Annotated in this window: 11 protein-coding genes and 4 tRNA genes; 9 read left to right on the plus strand and 6 right to left on the minus strand. The window is 69.6% G+C overall.

Annotated elements, in window-relative coordinates; genetic code table 11:
- Nucleotides 1-50: 50 nt before the first annotated feature.
- The 7 genes from OG867_RS14915 to OG867_RS14945 all read left to right on the plus strand — a co-directional run bounded on the left by OG867_RS14915 (nucleotide 51) and on the right by OG867_RS14945 (nucleotide 6,639).
- Entirely contained in the window at nucleotides 51-1,583 is a 1,533-nt protein-coding gene (locus tag OG867_RS14915; protein WP_406285764.1) for a metallophosphoesterase, read from the plus strand.
- 80 nt (nucleotides 1,584-1,663) lie between these two features.
- A tRNA-Glu gene (locus OG867_RS14920) sits at nucleotides 1,664-1,736 on the plus strand.
- 38 nt (nucleotides 1,737-1,774) lie between these two features.
- A tRNA-Asp gene (locus tag OG867_RS14925) sits at nucleotides 1,775-1,849 on the plus strand.
- Nucleotides 1,850-1,873: 24 nt separating this feature from the next.
- Nucleotides 1,874-1,947, plus strand: a tRNA-Phe gene (locus OG867_RS14930).
- Between the two features lie 138 nt (nucleotides 1,948-2,085).
- Nucleotides 2,086-6,006, plus strand: coding sequence for an ATP-dependent RNA helicase HrpA (hrpA, locus tag OG867_RS14935; RefSeq protein WP_406285766.1), 3,921 nt, complete (start codon nucleotides 2,086-2,088; stop codon nucleotides 6,004-6,006).
- A 105-nt stretch (nucleotides 6,007-6,111) separates the two neighbouring features.
- Nucleotides 6,112-6,186, plus strand: a tRNA-Asp gene (locus OG867_RS14940).
- A 138-nt stretch (nucleotides 6,187-6,324) separates the two neighbouring features.
- Nucleotides 6,325-6,639 (plus strand): DUF6274 family protein, encoded by a 315-nt coding sequence (locus tag OG867_RS14945; protein ID WP_406285768.1) that lies wholly within the window; start codon nucleotides 6,325-6,327, stop codon nucleotides 6,637-6,639.
- Between the two features lie 478 nt (nucleotides 6,640-7,117).
- Here the strand turns inward: OG867_RS14945 and bldC are convergent, their stop codons facing one another.
- Both bldC and OG867_RS14955 read right to left on the minus strand, forming a co-directional pair.
- On the minus strand, nucleotides 7,118-7,324 hold the full coding sequence (gene bldC / locus OG867_RS14950; protein WP_003949541.1) for a developmental transcriptional regulator BldC: 207 nt from the start codon (nucleotides 7,322-7,324) through the stop codon (nucleotides 7,118-7,120).
- A gap of 534 nt (nucleotides 7,325-7,858) precedes the next feature.
- Nucleotides 7,859-8,704, minus strand: coding sequence for a hypothetical protein (locus OG867_RS14955; RefSeq protein WP_328901303.1), 846 nt, complete (start codon nucleotides 8,702-8,704; stop codon nucleotides 7,859-7,861).
- Nucleotides 8,705-8,881: 177 nt separating this feature from the next.
- Here OG867_RS14955 and OG867_RS14960 point away from each other — a divergent pair, with 177 nt between their 5' ends.
- Together OG867_RS14960 and OG867_RS14965 are read left to right on the plus strand one after the other, a co-directional pair.
- Nucleotides 8,882-9,973: a Glu/Leu/Phe/Val dehydrogenase dimerization domain-containing protein gene (locus OG867_RS14960; protein WP_328901302.1), complete on the plus strand. Its 1,092-nt coding sequence runs from the start codon at nucleotides 8,882-8,884 to the stop codon at nucleotides 9,971-9,973.
- Between the two features lie 290 nt (nucleotides 9,974-10,263).
- Nucleotides 10,264-10,521, plus strand: a complete 258-nt coding sequence (locus tag OG867_RS14965) for a DUF3073 domain-containing protein (protein ID WP_018101730.1) — start codon at nucleotides 10,264-10,266, stop codon at nucleotides 10,519-10,521.
- Nucleotides 10,522-10,668: 147 nt separating this feature from the next.
- Here the strand turns inward: OG867_RS14965 and purM are convergent, their stop codons facing one another.
- The 4 genes from purM to OG867_RS14985 all read right to left on the minus strand — a co-directional run bounded on the left by purM (nucleotide 10,669) and on the right by OG867_RS14985 (nucleotide 15,195).
- Entirely contained in the window at nucleotides 10,669-11,742 is a 1,074-nt protein-coding gene (gene purM, locus OG867_RS14970; RefSeq protein ID WP_328901301.1) for a phosphoribosylformylglycinamidine cyclo-ligase, read from the minus strand.
- A gap of 60 nt (nucleotides 11,743-11,802) precedes the next feature.
- Nucleotides 11,803-13,329: an amidophosphoribosyltransferase gene (gene purF, locus OG867_RS14975; RefSeq protein WP_406285772.1), complete on the minus strand. Its 1,527-nt coding sequence runs from the start codon at nucleotides 13,327-13,329 to the stop codon at nucleotides 11,803-11,805.
- Between the two features lie 364 nt (nucleotides 13,330-13,693).
- A complete protein-coding gene (locus OG867_RS14980; RefSeq protein ID WP_406285775.1) occupies nucleotides 13,694-14,494 on the minus strand; it encodes a sterol carrier family protein in 801 nt (266 codons plus the stop codon).
- Between the two features lie 62 nt (nucleotides 14,495-14,556).
- Nucleotides 14,557-15,195: a TetR/AcrR family transcriptional regulator gene (locus OG867_RS14985; RefSeq protein WP_406285777.1), complete on the minus strand. Its 639-nt coding sequence runs from the start codon at nucleotides 15,193-15,195 to the stop codon at nucleotides 14,557-14,559.
- Between the last annotated feature and the right edge of the window lie 66 nt (nucleotides 15,196-15,261).

The following is a 15,261-nucleotide window of genomic DNA, read 5'->3' on the forward strand; positions in this document are numbered from 1 at the left end:
GGTCCCCGCGCCCGGGCATACCCGCACCACGACTGGGGCAGGGGCACCCAATGGCCCGCGCCCGACTCCCCTTCCGCAGCCCGATACCCCGCCGCGCGATGCCCCACAGCGCCGCCCGCGGGCCCCTCGCCGCACCCCGCCCGTCCGTCCGGGCGCTCGGACTGGTCGTCGTGGTGCTGTTCGGCGCCTGGCTCGGGCTGCTCGCGGTGGGCAGCGTCCGGACGACCGTGGGGCCGATGGACACGACGATGACCCTGCGGCCCTCGCTCAGCGGCGGCACCAAGATCAACGTCTCGCCGCTCGGCGCCCTGGAGCTGGACTCGCACCACGCCCCGGTCCGCCTGGACGTCGACGTGGACCAGCTCGACCCGGTCCGCTCGCAGGCACTGGTCCAGCACCCCGAACGGCTGGCCGGACTGGAGGACGAGGTCACGTCGGACGTCGCGTCGGGCACCCGCGAGCTGGCGCTGCGCTCCTGCGTGGCGGTGGTGACCGGGGCGACGGCGCTGGGCCTCGTGGTGTACCGCCGGCCGCGCCGGGCCCTGGCCGCCGGGGGCCTGGCCCTCGCGCTGCTGGCCGCGTCCGGCGTCAGCGCGTACGCCACCTGGAACCCGAAGTCGGTCCTGGAGCCCAAGTTCTCCGGGCTGCTCTCCAGCGCCCCTTCGGTCGTCGGCGACGCCCGCTCGATCGTCAGCGACTTCGACGTCTACCAGCAGGAGCTGGCCCGCCTGGTCACCAACGTCACCAAGCTGTACGACGCCACCTCGACGCTCCCCGTCTACAGCCCGGACCCGGCGACCCTGCGCGTTCTGCATGTCTCGGACGTCCATCTGAACCCGGCCGCGTGGCACATCATCGGCTCGCTCGTGGAGCAGTACGACATCGACGTGATCATCGACTCCGGCGACACGATGGACCACGGCACCGCCGTCGAGAACAGCTTCCTGGACCCCATCGCCGACCTCGGCGCCCCCTATGTCTGGGTGCGCGGGAACCACGACTCGGCGGTGACGCAGAAGTACCTGTCCAACAAGAAGCGCTTCCGGAACGTCCACGTCCTGGACCAGGGCCGGGCCGTGACGGTCGGCGGGCTGCGGGTCGCCGGGACCGGGGACCCGCAGTTCACCCCGGACCGGACGGGCCCCGAACAGGCGGAGGACGTCGAGGGCGTGGCCGGCCGCACGCTCACCGCAGCCCTGCGCGAGCAGCAGCGGTCCGGCACCCCCGTCGACATCGCCGTCGCCCATGAGCCGGAGGCGGTGAAGGAGACGGACGGCGAGGTGCCGCTGGCGCTGGCGGGCCATGTGCACCACCGCCGGAACGAGGTCCTGAAGGGCGGCACCCGGCTGATGATCGAGGGCTCCACGGGCGGCGGCGGGCTGCGGGCCGTCCAGAACAAGAAGCCGGAACAGGTGCTCGCGTCGGTGCTCTACCTGGACCGCTCCACCCGCCGTCTGCAAGCCTGGGACGAGATCACCCTGGGCGGCCTCGGACTGACGACGGCGGAGGTCAGCCGCCATCTGCCCGAACAGAAACCGGCTCTCACGAGCCCTTCCCCGACCGGGCCGACCCCGTCCCCGTAAACCGTTTTGGCGAACGCCCCCGGCATCCCATATGCTTCTCACGTCCCCGACGCGCTGCAAGGCGCGCAGGTGGGCCCTTAGCCCTCATCGTCTAGTGGCCCAGGACGCCGCCCTTTCAAGGCGGTAGCACGGGTTCGAATCCCGTTGGGGGCACGCTTGAACGTGTGCGAGACTCGTCTCGCACATTGCTTGGTCCTGTGGAGCAGTTAGGAGTGCTCGCCACCCTGTCAAGGTGGAGGCCGCGGGTTCAAATCCCGTCAGGACCGCTGAGGTTTCACGTGAAACCTTGTGGCTGGGTAGCTCAGTTGGTACGAGCGATCGCCTGAAAAGCGATAGGTCGCCGGTTCGATCCCGGCCCCAGCCACTTCCCGAAGGCCCCGTCCGGTGGACGGGGCCTTCGCCGTTCCCGGAAGTCTCCCGAAGGTCTCCGGCGGCCCACCGGGGAGCGCCGCCCGAAATGGGTTCGCCCTTCCTCCGGCCCGGGTGAGATCCTGGGATCCGTATGTCTACTTCCTTCGCCGATCTCCAGTCCCGGCTCGCGCAGCTCTCGCTCCGCGACGCGAACCGGCTCGGCCGCCGCCTCGAAGGCGCCCGCCGCATCCGTAAGCCCGAGGCCCAGCGGGCCGTGCTGGACGAGATCGCCGCCCAGGCGGACAAGGCAGCCGGGCGGCTCACGCAGCGGGCCGGCCGGATGCCCGCCCTCACGTACCCAGAACAGCTCCCGGTCAGCCAGAAGAAGGACGAGATCCTGGAGGCGATACGCGACCACCAGGTCGTGATCGTCGCCGGTGAGACCGGCTCCGGCAAGACCACCCAGATCCCCAAGATCTGCATGGAGCTGGGCCGGGGCCTCCGGGGCATGATCGGGCACACCCAGCCACGCCGGATCGCCGCGCGCACGGTGGCCGAGCGGATCGCCGACGAGCTGAAGACGCCGCTCGGCGAGACCGTCGGCTGGAAGGTCCGCTTCACCGACCAGGTGAACCCGGACGCGACCTTCGTCAAGCTGATGACGGACGGCATCCTGCTCGCCGAGATCCAGACGGACCGCGAGCTGCTGGCGTACGACACGATCATCATTGACGAGGCCCACGAGCGGTCGCTGAACATCGACTTCCTGCTCGGCTATCTGGCCCGACTGCTGCCCAGGCGCCCCGATCTGAAGGTCGTCGTCACCTCCGCGACCATCGACCCGGAACGCTTCTCGCGCCACTTCGGCGAAGCCCCGATCATCGAGGTCAGCGGGCGTACGTATCCGGTCGAGGTCCGCTACCGCCCGTTGCTCGAAGAGGACGCCGACGACGCCGACCGCGACCAGATCACCGCGATCTGCGACGCCGTGGACGAGCTCCAGTCCGAGGGCCCCGGAGACGTCCTGGTCTTCCTCTCCGGCGAGCGCGAGATCCGCGACACCGCCGACGCGCTCGGCAAACGGAACCTGCGCAACACCGAGGTGCTCCCCCTCTACGCGCGCCTGTCGCACGCCGAGCAGCACCGGGTGTTCCAGCGCCACACCGGCCGCAGGATCGTGCTGGCCACCAACGTCGCCGAGACCTCGCTGACCGTCCCCGGCATCAAGTACGTGATCGACCCGGGCACCGCCCGCATCTCCCGCTACAGCCACCGCACCAAGGTGCAGCGGCTGCCGATCGAGCGGATCTCGCAGGCCAGCGCCAACCAGCGCAAGGGCCGCTGCGGCCGTACCTCGGACGGCATCTGCATCCGGCTGTACTCCGAGGACGACTTCCTCACCCGCCCGGAGTTCACCGACGCGGAGATCCTCCGTACGAACCTGGCCTCCGTCATCCTCCAGATGACCGCCGCCGGCCTCGGCGACATCGAGAAGTTCCCCTTCATCGACCCGCCGGACCACCGCAACATCCGCGACGGTGTGCAGCTCCTCCAGGAGCTCGGCGCGCTCGACCCCGGGGAGAAGGATCCGAAGAAGCGGCTCACCCCGCTCGGCCGCAAGCTCTCGCAGCTGCCGGTGGACCCGCGCCTGGCCCGTATGGTCGTGGAGGCCGACCGCAACGGCTGCGTCCGCGAGGTCATGGTCATCGCCGCCGCGCTCTCCATCCAGGACCCGCGCGAACGGCCCTCCGACAAGCAGACACAGGCCGACCAGCAGCACGCCCGGTTCAAGGACGAGACGTCCGACTTCCTGGCCTTCCTGAACATGTGGCGCTACATCCGCGAGCAGCAGAAGGAGCGCGGCTCCTCCAGCTTCCGCCGGATGTGCAAGCAGGAGTACCTGAACTTCCTCCGCATCCGCGAGTGGCAGGACATCTACGCCCAGCTGCGTACGGTCGCCAAGCAGATGGGGATCGAACTCAATGAGGAGGACGCGCCCGAGCAGTCGGTGCACACCTCGCTGCTGGCCGGGCTGCTGTCGCACATCGGTCTGAAGGACACCGAGAAGAACGAGTACCTGGGCGCCCGCAGCGCCAAGTTCGCGATCTTCCCCGGTTCGGCGCTGTTCAAGAAGCAGCCACGGTTCGTGATGTCGGCGGAGCTCGTGGAGACGTCCCGGCTCTGGGCGCGGGTCAACGCCAAGGTCGAGCCGGAGTGGATCGAGCCGCTGGCCCAGCACCTGCTGAAGCGCACCTACAGCGAACCGCACTGGGAGAAGGACCAGGCCGCGGTGATGGCGTACGAGCGAGTCACGCTGTACGGCGTACCGATCGTCGCCCAGCGCAAGATCAATTTCGGCCGGATCGACCAGGAGACCTCGCGGGACCTCTTCATCCGCAACGCCCTGGTCGAGGGCGACTGGCGCACGCACCACCAGTTCTTCCACGACAACCGCAAACTGCTCGGCGAGGTCGAGGAGCTGGAGCACCGCGCCCGGCGCCGCGACATCCTCGTGGACGACGAGACGCTGTTCGACTTCTACGACCAGCGCATCCCCGAACACATCGTCTCCGGCGCCCACTTCGACTCCTGGTGGAAGCACAAGCGGCACGACGAGCCGGACGCGCTCGACTTCGAGCGCTCGATGCTCATCAACGAGAAGGCCGGAGCCGTCACCAAGGACGACTACCCGGACTCCTGGCGGCAGGGGAAGCTCAAGTTCCGGGTGACCTACCAGTTCGAGCCGGGCGCGGACGCCGACGGTGTGACCGTCCACATTCCGCTTCAGGTGCTGAACCAGGTCACGTCGGAGGGCTTCGACTGGCAGATCCCGGGCCTGCGCGAGGAGGTCGTCACCGAACTGATCCGCTCGCTGCCCAAGCCGATCCGCCGGCACTACGTGCCCGCGCCGAACTACGCGGACAAGTTCCTGGACCGGGCCGTGCCCCTCCAGGAACCGCTGCCGGTGACGCTGGCCCGTGAGCTCCAGCGGATGGTCGGGGTCCCGGTCACCGCGGACGACTTCGACCTGAGCCGGGTCCCGGACCACCTCAAGATCACCTTCCGGATCGTGGACGAGCGGCGGCGCAGGGTTGCCGAGGACAAGGACCTGGAGGCGCTGAAGCTCCAACTGCGCCCGAAGGCCCGTCAGGCCCTCTCCAAGGCCGCCGCGGCCACCGCGGGGCCCTCCGGTGAATCCATCGAGCGCTCGGGCCTGAAGGACTGGTCGATCGGCACGCTGAACAAGGTCTTCGAGACGCGCAGGGCCGGCCAGCCGGTCAAGGCGTATCCCGCGCTCGTGGACCAGGGCGAGACCGTCGCCGTGCGCCTCTTCGACACCGAGGCAGAGCAGGCGCAGGCGATGTGGCGCGGCACCCGGAAGCTGATCCTGCTGAACATCCCGGTGAACCCGGCGAAGTTCGCGTCGGACAAGCTGACGAACCAGCAGAAGCTGGCCCTGTCCCGCAATCCGCACGGCTCGATCCAGGCCCTCTTCGACGACTGCGCGACGGCGGCCGCCGACCGGCTGATCGCGGCGCACGGCGGCCCCGCCTGGGACGAGGCGTCGTTCCGGACGCTGTACGACAAGGTGCGCGCGGACCTCGTGGACCTGACCGTGCGCACGATCGGCCAGGTGCAGCAGATCCTGGCGGCCTGGCAGGCGTGCGAGCGCCGGCTGAAGGCCACCAACAGCCTGGTCCTGATCAACAACGTCACCGACGTACGCGACCACCTGGCGCGCCTGATGCCGCCCGGCTTCGTCACCGCGACCGGGCTGCGCAGGCTGCCCGACCTGATGCGCTACCTCGTGGCGGAGGACCGCAGGCTCCAGCAGATGCCGACCAACGTCCAGCGCGACACCACGCGCATGGAGAAGGTCCACGAGATGCAGGACGAGTACGCCTGGCTGCTGGAGCAGTTGCCCAAGGGCCGGCCCGTCCCGCAGGAGGTGCTGGACATCCGCTGGATGATCGAGGAACTGCGGGTGAGCTACTTCGCGCACGCCCTGGGCACGGCGGTCCCGGTCTCGGACAAGCGGATCGTGAAGGCGATCGACGCCGCCGCACCCTAGTCCATCTCCGTAACGGGACTGCCACCCGGAGTGAGTTCGACCGCACCCGCTGAACTCCTGTACAGTCTGTTTTCGCAGCCGGACGCAAGGAAGGCAGCGAAACCTGGTCCTGTGGAGCAGTTAGGAGTGCTCGCCACCCTGTCAAGGTGGAGGCCGCGGGTTCAAATCCCGTCAGGACCGCAGAACGAAAGCCCGGATCGCATCGATCCGGGCTTTCGCGCGTCTTGACTGCGGTGCCTGCCGACGAGTACTCAGAAACCAGGGGCCGCCCCCGGATTCCCGGAGCGGGGGGGCGCGCATCCACCGGGAGGTGGCGCGATGGGGGCATCCACGGGCGAAAGCCGGCGCGAGCGGACCCAGGGCCTCGCGAGGGCACCCAGGCACGACGTCCGCGCGCTGCTGCGCGCGCATCTGGCCGCCTCCGGCTACCGGCACCCCACCCGACACTGCGCGGTCTGCGCCCGGCTGCTGAGGCTCGCCATGGAGCCCGTGACGACCCCACGGGCCGCCGGGCGGCCCGGGCGGCCCGGGCGGCCCGGGCGGCCCGCCGGACCGCCCGAGCCGCCCACCATGCGCCGAAGGATCCCCGTACAGCCGTCGCGAAGTGAGGACGTAAGTCCTCCCACGACATGACCTTCGGCGCGGCCGTCGGCTTCCTCACAGTGGCAGGCTCGTAGTTGGCAACACTCGTGCAGTGTGACGGGTGTCACTGAATCAGTTTTGAGAAGGGGGTCCTTTACACCCTTCCTACAACTAGCGAATTTAATATGTGCAATTGCACCTCCCGGAAGGATGCCCTCCGGATACCCCCGCATCGCCCGCCGACACCAAGGGCGACGGCCCGGGTGACGCCACCGGCGAGGCCCCTGCGGCCGGGCCGGGCTGCGCAAACAGCGCCGTAAGCCGACGGGGGGGCAGACGCAAGGCGGAGCCGTTACGGGCGCAAAAAAATCGCGCTGGACCCGGCGGAGTCCAGCGCGATCGGATGACATGACCCGTACGACACAGGTATGGCGCCCGTTGGGGCGGGCGCCCGTCATATGGAGCTATGGGAGAGCAAGTGGGTTGGGGGACCCAAAAGCCCAGGTGTGACGGGGAGACAGGGGGTTTGTCAGGCCTCGCTGCGCTGCTGCGGAATACCCGCAAGCAGTGCGCGGACCTCTGCCTCGCGGTACCGGCGATGTCCACCGAGCGTGCGGATGGACGTGAGCTTGCCTGCCTTCGCCCAACGGGTAACCGTCTTCGGGTCCACGCGGAACATCGTGGCGACCTCAGCCGGGGTCAGCAGCGGCTCGGCATCAGGGGTGCGAGCGGTCATGAGCGGCCTCCTCGGGAGAACCGAACCATCTCGGTTCTTTCCTCTAAATTCTGCACCTTGACCCACGTTGCCCGAAATGGCGGACGCGGGCCGAGTCGGTTATAGGACGAACGGCTTGTCCTCGGCACTACAACTACACCATCCGTCCAGCCCGGTCGGCCAAACCGATGGAATTGCCCTCCCAGGTGTTCATCAGCGACGGAAAGCCGATGGACCATGCCATAGCGGACAGTCACACCACCGTGACGATCAGTCACAGAGCGATCAGGGGTCATCAGACCCCCCATAGCGTGCAATGCCGAGTGATCCGCCCATACATGGACGGATGGAGTCCTCACCGGACTCCTTGTCCTATTTTGGCACGAGGGGTAGGGAAGGACGCAAGGGCCCCGTAAGTGCTATCCATCACGGTTGAGGCAAAGGCCCGGTTCGGGACGTAGGTCCCGCCACCCCTTGGGCCCCTTCCGCCCCTTCACCCACACGTGTCACATCCGACACCGGTTCACGAGCCGTCCGTGCACAGTGCCCCGGCGATCAGTTGGCGAACTGACGGTCCCTTACGGCCCGCCAGCGCTCCGCGAGACGCGCGTACGCCTCGGCCGCCCGCTCCGCCTCCCCCGCCCGCAGCGCGGCGATCCCCTCCGCCACGTCGGCGGCGCTCCGGTCGACGCTGAGCTCCCGCTCCGGCAGTGCGTGCACGAGCCCGCCGTAGTCCAGCTCCACGAGCGAGCGCGGGTGGAACTCCTCCAGCCACCGCCCGATGTCCACGAGCCCCGCGGTCAGCGGACCCTCGTCCATCGTCTCCCGCAGCGTCCGCAGCGACCTGGCCAGCCGGCGCCGCGCCTCGACCATCGGCGTCCGGTACCGGAACACCGGAGGTTCCCCGTCCGGCCCGGCCACCACATGCTCCCGCTCCTCGTCCGCGAACAGCACGAACCAGCGCACCGGGACCTGCCACACCGCCGTCCTGATCCACGGCCGGGCGTCCGGATTGCGCTCCGCCCACCGCTCGTGGTCGGCCAGCGCCTGGCCGCGCACGACCGGAGGCAGCACCGCGTCGAGCACCGGCCCGGGGAACAGCTCCGCCAGCCCGTCCAGCGCCATCCAGCCGCGCAGCCGGGTCCGCCACGGGCACACGCACACCGCGCCGTCCACCTCGGCCACGAACGCGTCGGCGCTCTCGTGCGCCGGCACACCGGCGGGCGGGGTCGCCACCAAGTCGGCCAGCGAGCGCCTGAGTTCGTCCTGTGCCGTGGGCATCCGGTCGCGGGCCGCGTAGCGGGCCCAGTGGGCGCGCTCGCCCTCCGGGAAGGCCGCCAGTGGCTCGTACACCCGGAGGTAGGACGCGTAGGGAACCAGCACCGAAGACACCACCGACATGCGGTGATCGTGTCACGCCCGTCCCCCGGTGGGGGGTGATCCTTGGCACTGGAACAGATCTACGTGGGGGTAGGACTTACGCTCTTGCCCAGCCGGGCCGTCCGTACGGCCGGTCCGGCGGGCCCTCCCCACCTTCAGGAGGGTCTTTCCGCCGCTTCGTACTTGGGAGTCACCACAGTGACCGATGTGACCGGCGCGCCTGTCGATGTCCTGCACACCCTGTTCCACTCGGACCAGGGCGGACACGAGCAAGTCGTCCTCTGCCAGGACCGGGCCAGCGGCCTCAGGGCCGTCATCGCCCTCCACTCCACCGCCCTGGGCCCCGCCCTCGGCGGCACCCGCTTCTACCCGTACGCCTCCGAGGCCGAAGCCGTCGCCGACGCGCTGAACCTGGCGCGCGGCATGTCGTACAAGAACGCCCTGGCCGGGCTCGACCACGGTGGCGGCAAGGCCGTCATCATCGGCGACCCCGAGCAGATCAAGAGCGAGGAACTGCTGCTGGCCTACGGCCGGTTCGTCGCCTCGCTCGGCGGCCGGTACGTGACGGCCTGCGATGTCGGCACCTACGTCGCCGACATGGACGTCGTGGCCCGCGAGTGCCGCTGGACCACCGGCCGCTCGCCCGAGAACGGCGGCGCCGGCGACTCGTCGGTGCTCACCGCGTTCGGCGTCTTCCAGGGCATGCGGGCCTCGGCCCAGCACCTGTGGGGCGACCCGACGCTGCGTGGCCGGAAAGTGGGGGTCGCCGGTGTCGGCAAGGTCGGCCACTACCTGGTCGAGCACCTGCTCTCGGACGGCGCCGAGGTCGTGATCACCGACGTGCGCGAGGAGTCCGTCCGCCGGATCACCGACAAGCACCCCGAGGTCGCCGTCGCGGCGGACACCGAGGCGCTGATCCGTACCGAGGGCCTGGACATCTACGCCCCCTGCGCGCTGGGCGGCGCCCTCAACGACAACACCGTGCCGGTACTCACCGCGAAGGTGGTGTGCGGCGCGGCCAACAACCAGCTCGCGCACCCGGGCGTCGAGAAGGACCTGGCCGACCGCGCCATCCTGTACGCGCCCGACTACGTGGTGAACGCGGGCGGGGTCATCCAGGTCGCCGACGAGCTGCACGGCTTCGACTTCGACCGGTGCAAGGCGAAGGCCACGAAGATCTTCGACACCACGTTGGCCATATTCGCACGTGCGAAGGAAGACGGCATTCCGCCGGCCGCGGCGGCCGACCGGATCGCCGAACAGCGGATGGCGGACGCCCGCCGCCGCTGAGCCGGCACCCCTCCGTGGGGCCGCGGCCCGCCGACCGGCGAGACAAGACTCACGCCGGTCGGCGGGTCGCCTGCCGATAAGAGGTTAAAATCGCAGTTGACCAGCGAGGACGGGGCGTCTCGTGGGTCCTCTTCCGGGGCGCGTGATGCGGGCGGCGTACCGTATGGCCGCGGAAGCAGGTACCGTTAAAGCTCTACAGGCACGGTCTCTCTGCCGAGAGTCCGTCCTGAAACATGAACGCGTGTCAAGACTCTGGGGCCGTCGAGCCCCGTCACCGAGGGGGTCGAGCCATGGGGCGCGGCCGGGCAAAGGCCAAGCAGACAAAGGTCGCCCGCCAGCTGAAGTACAGCAGCGGCGGGACGGACCTGTCGCGTCTGGCCAATGAGCTGGGCGCATCGACTTCGAGTCAGCCACCGAACGCGGAGCCGTTCGAGGATGACGACGAGGAAGATGACCCGTACGCACAGTACGCGGATCTGTACAACAACGACGAGGACGAGGACGAGAACGACCAGTCCGGTCCGTCGTCCAAGCGCCGCGGCGCTTGACCTCGCGCTGACACATCACCCCGGTTCGGAGCTCCTCCGGACCGGGTTTTGTGCTGCCGGTGTACGGGAGTTTCGTGCTGCCTGTGTACGGGAAAGGCGAGGCGGCCGGTGACCGGCCGGGCCCGTCGGCCCGACCGGTGTTCCCGCTCAACGTGCGTACGAACCCACCAGCTCGGCGCCGGTCGCGTGGTCGCCCCGGGCGGTGATCTCGCCGGCGACCCAGGAGTCGACACCCCGGTCGGCCAGCGTCATGAGGGCCGCGTCCACGGACTCGGCGGGGACGACCGCGATCATGCCGACGCCCATGTTCAGCGTCTTCTCCAGCTCCAGCTGCTCGACCTGACCGGCCTTGCCGACGAGGTCGAACACCGCGCCCGGGGTCCACGTGGAGCGGTCCACCGTCGCGTGCAGGGTGTCCGGGATGACCCGCGCCAGGTTGTTGGCCAGGCCGCCGCCGGTGACGTGGCTGAAGCCGTGCACCTCGGTCGTACGGGTGAGGGCCAGGCAGTCCAACGAGTAGATCCGGGTCGGTTCCAGGAGCTCCTCGCCCAGGGTCCGGCCGAACTCCTCGACCTGACGGTCCAGCGCCCAGCCGGCCCGGTCGAACACCACGTGGCGGACGAGCGAGTACCCGTTCGAGTGAAGCCCGGAGGACGCCATGGCGATCACGGCGTCACCCTCGCGGATGCGTTCGGGGCCCAGCAGGCGGTCGGCCTCGACCACGCCCGTACCGGCTCCGGCCACGTCGAAATCGTCCGCGCCCAGCAGACCCGGGTGCTCGGCCGTCTCGCCGCCGACCAGCGCGCAGCCGGCCAGCACACAGCCCTCGGCGATGCCCTTGACGATGGCCGCGACACGCTCGGGATGCACCTTGCCGACGCAGATGTAGTCGGTCATGAACAGCGGCTCGGCGCCGCAGACGACGAGGTCGTCCACGACCATGCCGACGAGGTCGTGGCCGATCGTGTCGTACACGCCCATCTGGCGGGCGAGGTCGACCTTGGTCCCGACGCCGTCCGTGGCGGAGGCCAGGAGCGGACGCTCGTAACGCTTGAGCGCCGAGGCGTCGAAGAGGCCGGCGAAGCCGCCGAGGCCACCGAGACCCGCGACCTCGGGGCGCTGCGTCTTCTTCACCCACTCCTTCATCAGCTCGACGGCGCGGTCGCCGGCCTCGATGTCGACGCCCGCTGCCGCGTAGGAAGCACCTGTTGTCTCAGACATTGCCTGGGATCTTTCGTGTGGAGATACGGGGCTGGGGGAAGGGCTGCCGGACGGTCCGGATCACGGACGCCGCAGCGCGTCGGACGCCGCGGTCGCCGCGGGGCCCGCCGCCAGCTCGGTCTCCAGCAGCTGCTTGCCGAGCAGCTCCGGGTCCGGGAGCTCCATCGGGTACTCGCCGTCGAAGCAGGCGCGGCACAGGTTCGGCTTGTCGATCGTCGTCGCCTCGATCATCGAGTCGATCGAGATGTACGCGAGCGAGTCGGCGCCCATCGACGTGCCGATCTCCTCGACGGACATGCCGTTGGCGATCAGCTCGGCGCGGGTCGCGAAGTCGATGCCGAAGAAGCAGGGCCACTTCACCGGCGGGGACGAGATCCGGATGTGGATCTCGGCGGCGCCTGCCTCACGGAGCATCCGGACCAGTGCGCGCTGGGTGTTGCCGCGGACGATCGAGTCGTCCACGACCACCAGGCGCTTGCCCTTGATGACTTCCTTGAGCGGGTTCAGCTTGAGGCGGATGCCCAGCTGGCGGATCGTCTGGGACGGCTGGATGAAGGTCCGGCCCACATAGGCGTTCTTCACCAGGCCGGCACCGAACGGAATCCCGCTGGCCTCCGCGTAACCGATGGCGGCCGGGGTCCCGGACTCCGGCGTCGCTATGACCAGATCCGCCTCGACGGGCGCCTCGACGGCCAGCCTGCGACCCATCTCCACTCGGGAGAGGTAGACGTTGCGGCCCGCGATGTCGGTGTCGGGGCGCGCCAGGTAGACGTACTCGAAGACGCAGCCCTTGGGCTTCGCTTCCGCGAATCGCGAGGTACGCAGACCGTTCTCGTCGATGGCGACCATCTCGCCCGGCTCGATCTCGCGGACGTAGCTGGCGCCGCAGATGTCGAGGGCGGCGGACTCCGACGCGACGACCCAGCCGCGCTCCAGGCGGCCGAGGACCAGCGGGCGGATGCCCTGCGGGTCACGGGCGGCGTAGAGCGTGTGTTCGTCCATGAAGACCAGGGAGAAGGCGCCCCGCACCTCGGGAAGCACCTTGGCGGCGGCCTCCTCGATGGTCAGCGGCTTGCCGTCGTCGTCGGTCTGGCCGGCGAGCAGCGCGGTCACCAGGTCGGTGTCGTTGGTCGCGGCGACCTGGGTGGCACGGCCGTCCTTGCGCGGGAGGTCGGCGACCATCTCCGCGAGCTGGGCCGTGTTGACCAGGTTCCCGTTGTGACCGAGGGCGATCGAGCCGTGCGCGGTCGCACGGAACGTCGGCTGCGCGTTCTCCCACACCGAGGCACCGGTGGTGGAGTAGCGGGCATGACCGACCGCGATATGGCCCTGGAGCGATCCCAGGGAGGTTTCGTCGAAGACCTGCGAGACCAGTCCCATGTCCTTGAAGACCAGGATCTGGGACCCGTTGCTCACTGCGATGCCCGCGGACTCCTGTCCACGGTGCTGCAGGGCATACAGTCCGAAATAGGTGAGCTTGGCGACCTCTTCGCCCGGAGCCCAGACACCGAAGACGCCGCAAGCGTCCTGGGGGCCCTTCTCTCCGGGGAGCAGGTCGTGGTTGAGTCGTCCATCACCACGAGGCACGCCATCGAGTGTAGGGGAGATCGACCACTGGTCCGAATTGGGGATCCCCGGCCCCACCACCGGCGAGGCGCCTTGGAAGTCCTCTCCCGGAGCCCTCGGAACAGTCACACACGGTAGTCGCGGGCCTTCCCCGATCTACGCGCGGCGACCGCCGCAGGGCAGGCGGCGCCCGGATCACCGGCCCTCCACCGACAGGTTCCGGCCACCCGGAAGACTCCACGAAACGGCCCCTCGTGGCACTGCGTGAGCCGGTTCCCGGGCGTCGGGAGCAACCAGCCCGACCGGTCGTTTCGTGGCGAGCCTCACACCGTGGGCGCCCGGTATGCGGCATCTCGGGACGTCCGCCGGGCGTCCGGGGGCGGGGTCAGCCCATCAGCGGCAGCAGCTCGGAGAGATCCGCGCGCTCGCCACTCGCGGCGACCTTGGCCGCTTCGACCTCCCGTGCCCACTCCGTACGCCCGGTCGCGAGCCGTATCCAGGTGAGCGGGTCGGTCTCGATGACGTTGGGCGGGGTGCCCCGGGTGTGGCGTGGCCCCTGGACGCACTGCACCACCGCGAACGGCGGCACCCGGACCTCGACCGAACCGCCGGGCGCCCTCTCGGCCAGCGCGTCGGCGAGAAACCGGCTGCACGCGGCGAGCGCCTGCCGGTCGTACGGGACGGAGAGCCCGGTCGCCTCGTTGAGGTCCCCGGTGTGGACGACCAGCTCCACGGTGCGGGTGACCAGGAAGTCGCCGAGGCGCATCGCCCCGACCCGGGTGGCCAGCAGCCGGTCCTCGGATGCGCCGGCGACCAGGGTCTCGAAGCGGGCGGCGACCTCCGCGTAGAGCGCGTCCAGGTCGGGGACGGCGGCGGCCCGTTCGGTGGTGTCGTCCGCGATCTTGTCGGCGCGGGACGCTGTGGTGAACGGCCACTCCAGGAGGGACACCTCGGGTTTGGCAAGGGCCGGTGCGGGAAGCTCCAGCGTCTGGCTGACGTGTGAGAGGGCCATGGTGACGTGCGCGGCTAGCTCGCGCACCGTCCAGTCACCGAGTCCGCTCGGCGCGGCGAGCTGCTGCGGGGTGAGCGTGCGCACGCCGTCCCGGACGTGGGCGAACTGGGCGAGGACCGCGGTGCGGGTCCTGGCCGGGTCGTAGCGGCGGGCGCGCTTCTGCGAGGGCGGCATGCCGGGGAGCCTACGACGGGGCACTGACAGGGCGTCCGCCCCGTGTCTGCGGCGCCCCCGGGTCAGGTGCGCGTCGCGTAGTCGCCGAGGCCCTTCTCCAGCAGGTCGAAGCCCCGGTGGGCGAGGGCGACGGCGTCGGCGACGACCGCGTCGGCCGGTTCGCCGGCCAGCAGGCGCCTGCGGTTCTCGGTGAGCAGGGCGTTTCGCGTACCGAGGAGCTGGGAAGCGACGATGCGCGCGATGACCGGCTCCTCGCCCTCCTCGATCAGGGCCTCGGTGAGCTGGTCCTGCGTACGTACGAAAAAGGAGTGGGCGCGGGCGAGCAGGGCGGGCGTCTCCACGATGAGCCGCACGATGCCCAGTGCCAGCGGGTGGTCCCCCATCCCCACCGAAGGATCGTGACGCTCGATGGCCTCCACGAACTGCCGGCGCAACGCCGCGACCACCGATTCACCGGGCGCGCGCTCCCGCACGATCCGGGCGGCGTCGTCGACGTGCTCCTCCAACGGCGCGAAGACCAGGTCTTCCTTGCTGTCGAAGTAGTTGAAGACGGTCATCTTCGATACATCGGCCGCGTCGGCGATCTCCGCGACGGAGACCTGATCGAACCCGCGCTCGGAAAAGAGCTTGGTGGCCGTTTCCAGCAGCCGCCGCCGGGTTTCCCTCTTCTTGCGCTCGCGCAGGCCCATCCCCTCGGTCATGACCTCACTGTACCAGGATGAAAATTGATCCTGGATGAAAACTTGACTGGGTACACAAAAACGGTG

It is taken from the genome of Streptomyces sp. NBC_00209, from assembly GCF_045206345.1.
In the GTDB taxonomy this organism is placed as follows: Bacteria; Actinomycetota; Actinomycetes; order Streptomycetales; family Streptomycetaceae; genus Streptomyces.